Source organism: Zongyangia sp. (assembly GCF_965361945.1).
In genome coordinates this window covers 1-2,664 of the sequence record NZ_CBDTOK010000167.1, presented here as the reverse complement: position 1 = coordinate 2,664, position 2,664 = coordinate 1, and the positions used below count along the sequence as shown (strand labels likewise).

Sequence of the window (2,664 nt, the reverse complement as noted above, 5' to 3'; positions counted from 1 at the left end):
CATAATTTTCTTTCATTTTACTCATAGCGCTCTCTCCTTATTTCACCGAAAACGGACAAAAGCATTCCAGCAGGCGGCTTCTACACAGAAACATTTTCAGAAGCGGGAACCTTGAGCCAGATGCAAAGTGACAGAAAGCTTGATTCCTACACTTTTATTTATTATAGCACACCCCAGTTGATCTGACAAGGTAGGCAATGGCGTGCCACCTTAAAGAATGAGGATATCGCGCGGGAAATAGAGGGCATGGGCATTTTCTTATTTTTTATTTAGGAAAACAAAGTTTCTCTGGGCAAGACGACGAAAAGAATATACGATTTCTTTGCTATGCAAAAAAAGCATAGCATAAAATATAAAATAAGTATTGTACATAGCGAGAAAAATAGGATAAAATCAAAATGTAAATGAGAAAAACATTGCGATAGCGATACTGAAAAAGCATGAAAAATCAGGAATCTTATTTATTTGAGCTTCGAAGAGAACAGGGATTTGACCCGAAGCGGGGTTTTCCAGAAAAACGCCCAAGACCAGAAAGGCTGACGGCGGAATATGGATTGTGAAAGGAGCGCTGAAAATGACAAAACGGTTGTTGGCGGCTTTGCTGGCGGTAGTGCTGCTGTTTTCCCTTGCGGCTTGCGGCAGCCAGCCGGAGCCCTCGGAAGGGGATGCTTCCCAGAGCCAGTCGGAGAGCCAGTCTGTGGCAGAAGCTGTCACCGTCTCTATTGACGGGGTGGAGTTTTACCCCATCCAGCTGTCAGATGAATTGCTTTCCTCCCTGGATGCCACCGGCGGCACCCTGCCGGGGGAACGTTCTGAAACGGTAACTGAGGTGAAAAACCTGCTTTATGATACCGCTTCCTTGGAGTTTGTGGCCTATTCCCAGACCCGGCCCGAGGTGGTGGATCTGTTTGACGGCCATCTGGAGGCCCTAGTGGCCACCCTTTACGATTTCTGCCAGCTGGAGCGGGAGGTTTCCCTGGACGAGCTGACGGTTTATCTGCTGGAGGCGCTGCCCACACTGCCCGAGAGCATGCAGCAGGATGTATACAGCGTCTATAAGGGCCGGATGATTGACGCAGGCATCGATGGGACCCTGCTGCGCAGCGGGGAGAGCCTGGGGCTTTATTATGTGGCCCAGACCGACCCGGATTGGGCCGATTATCCCTTCCCCAATCCGGAAAGCCCTGATGAAGTGGATGACACCGCTCTGGACCGTTCCTGCGGCGTCATGTCCATGACCATGGTGGCCTCTACCTATCTCCACCGGGAGGTGGACCCCACCGAGCTGATCGACTATGTGCTGGACAACGGCTACCGGATTACCGCCTCGGGGGTGGATGACACCTTTATGCCGGTGGCGGCTCAGCTTTATGGGATAGAGGAGCCTTCCATTTACTATCAGACCCCAGCGGAGGGCCAGCAGGCCATCGACTGGGACTATGTGCGGGAATATATCGATGAAAACAACGCCATGGCCATTGTCCATGAAACTCCCAGCAGCGCCAATTTTACCCCGGCGCAGCACTACATGGTCATCGCTGACTATGTGGAGATAGACGGCACAGGCTATTTCCTCATGGAGGATCCCTATCAGTCCCGGAGCCGGTACTGGCAGTGGGGAACCAGCGCTATGGGTGACCCGGGCCTCGGGGAAGAGGGGGTCATCTATGCCACGCCGGAGCTGGTGGCGGAGGGCGCCTCGGCGGTTATCCTGTTCCCAGGGGATCAGGACGCCTGGGAGATCAGCTGCACCAGTACAGAACCAGCGAGTTTAGGATAAGGAGATGAAGGATGTGGCGGAAGCGGTAGCAAGGGCGTTACATATCAGCTATACACGTGCGGAAAGGATCACCTTGACCTCCAATCAGCTGAAGGTCATCGCCATTTTGGCCATGGTATTCGACCACTGTATGGTGGTGTTCGTGCCCCACGACCTGGCGGTGTATGAGTTTTTACGGCTGCCGGGGAAGCTGACTGCGCCCATCATGTGCTTTCTCATTGCCGAGGGCTATTACCACACCTCCAACCTGCCCAAATATATGGGAAGGCTGTTCTGGATGGCCATCATCTCCCACATCCCCTTTACCCTTTGTTTTGGCTATGACGTCTGGGCCTTCTGGCGGGCCACCGACGTCATGTGGTCCCTTCTCTTTGGACTCATTGCCCTGACCGCCTATCACCAAAAAAGCTGGAGCGGCGGCAGGAAGCTCATCGTCATCCTCCTCTGCTGTCTGCTCTCCTATTCGGCGGATTGGAATTATATCGCGGTGCTGATGATCCTGTCCTACGGCGTGTTCCGAGGCTATAAAAATAAGAAGACAGCGGCCCATATCGGGGTAGGGGGATTATACCTGCTCCAGGGCGCCTTGGAAGGGGCCTCGGTTACCGCCCGGCTGGGAGTATTCTTTTCCATCCCCCTGCTGCGGCGGTATAACGGAAAAAGAGGCAGGAAAAGCAAGGCCTTGCAGTGGGCGTTTTATTGGTTTTATCCAGTCCATCTGCTCCTGCTCTACTTCCTGCAGCAGTGGATTTAGAATTTCTTGAAAAAGAGACGGATGCCATAGCGGTGGCATCCGTTTTTTTTGCGCTCTGTCGGTTTTCCCGGAGTGCTGGAAGTGGCTGTCAGCCAACGAAAGAAAATGATGGAAAAACCCGCCGCTCCTT

General features: G+C 52.9%; 2 protein-coding genes. Both read left to right on the top strand.

All coding sequences use genetic code 11. The features are described 5' to 3' along the window. The first annotated feature begins 574 nt into the window (after nucleotides 1-574). Nucleotides 575-1,780, top strand: a complete 1,206-nt coding sequence (locus ACZ25G_RS10230) for a C39 family peptidase (protein WP_463682383.1) — start codon at nucleotides 575-577, stop codon at nucleotides 1,778-1,780. A 13-nt stretch (nucleotides 1,781-1,793) separates the two neighbouring features. Next, nucleotides 1,794-2,534: a TraX family protein gene (locus ACZ25G_RS10225; RefSeq protein ID WP_463682382.1), complete on the top strand. Its 741-nt coding sequence runs from the start codon at nucleotides 1,794-1,796 to the stop codon at nucleotides 2,532-2,534. The last annotated feature ends 130 nt before the right edge of the window (nucleotides 2,535-2,664 follow it).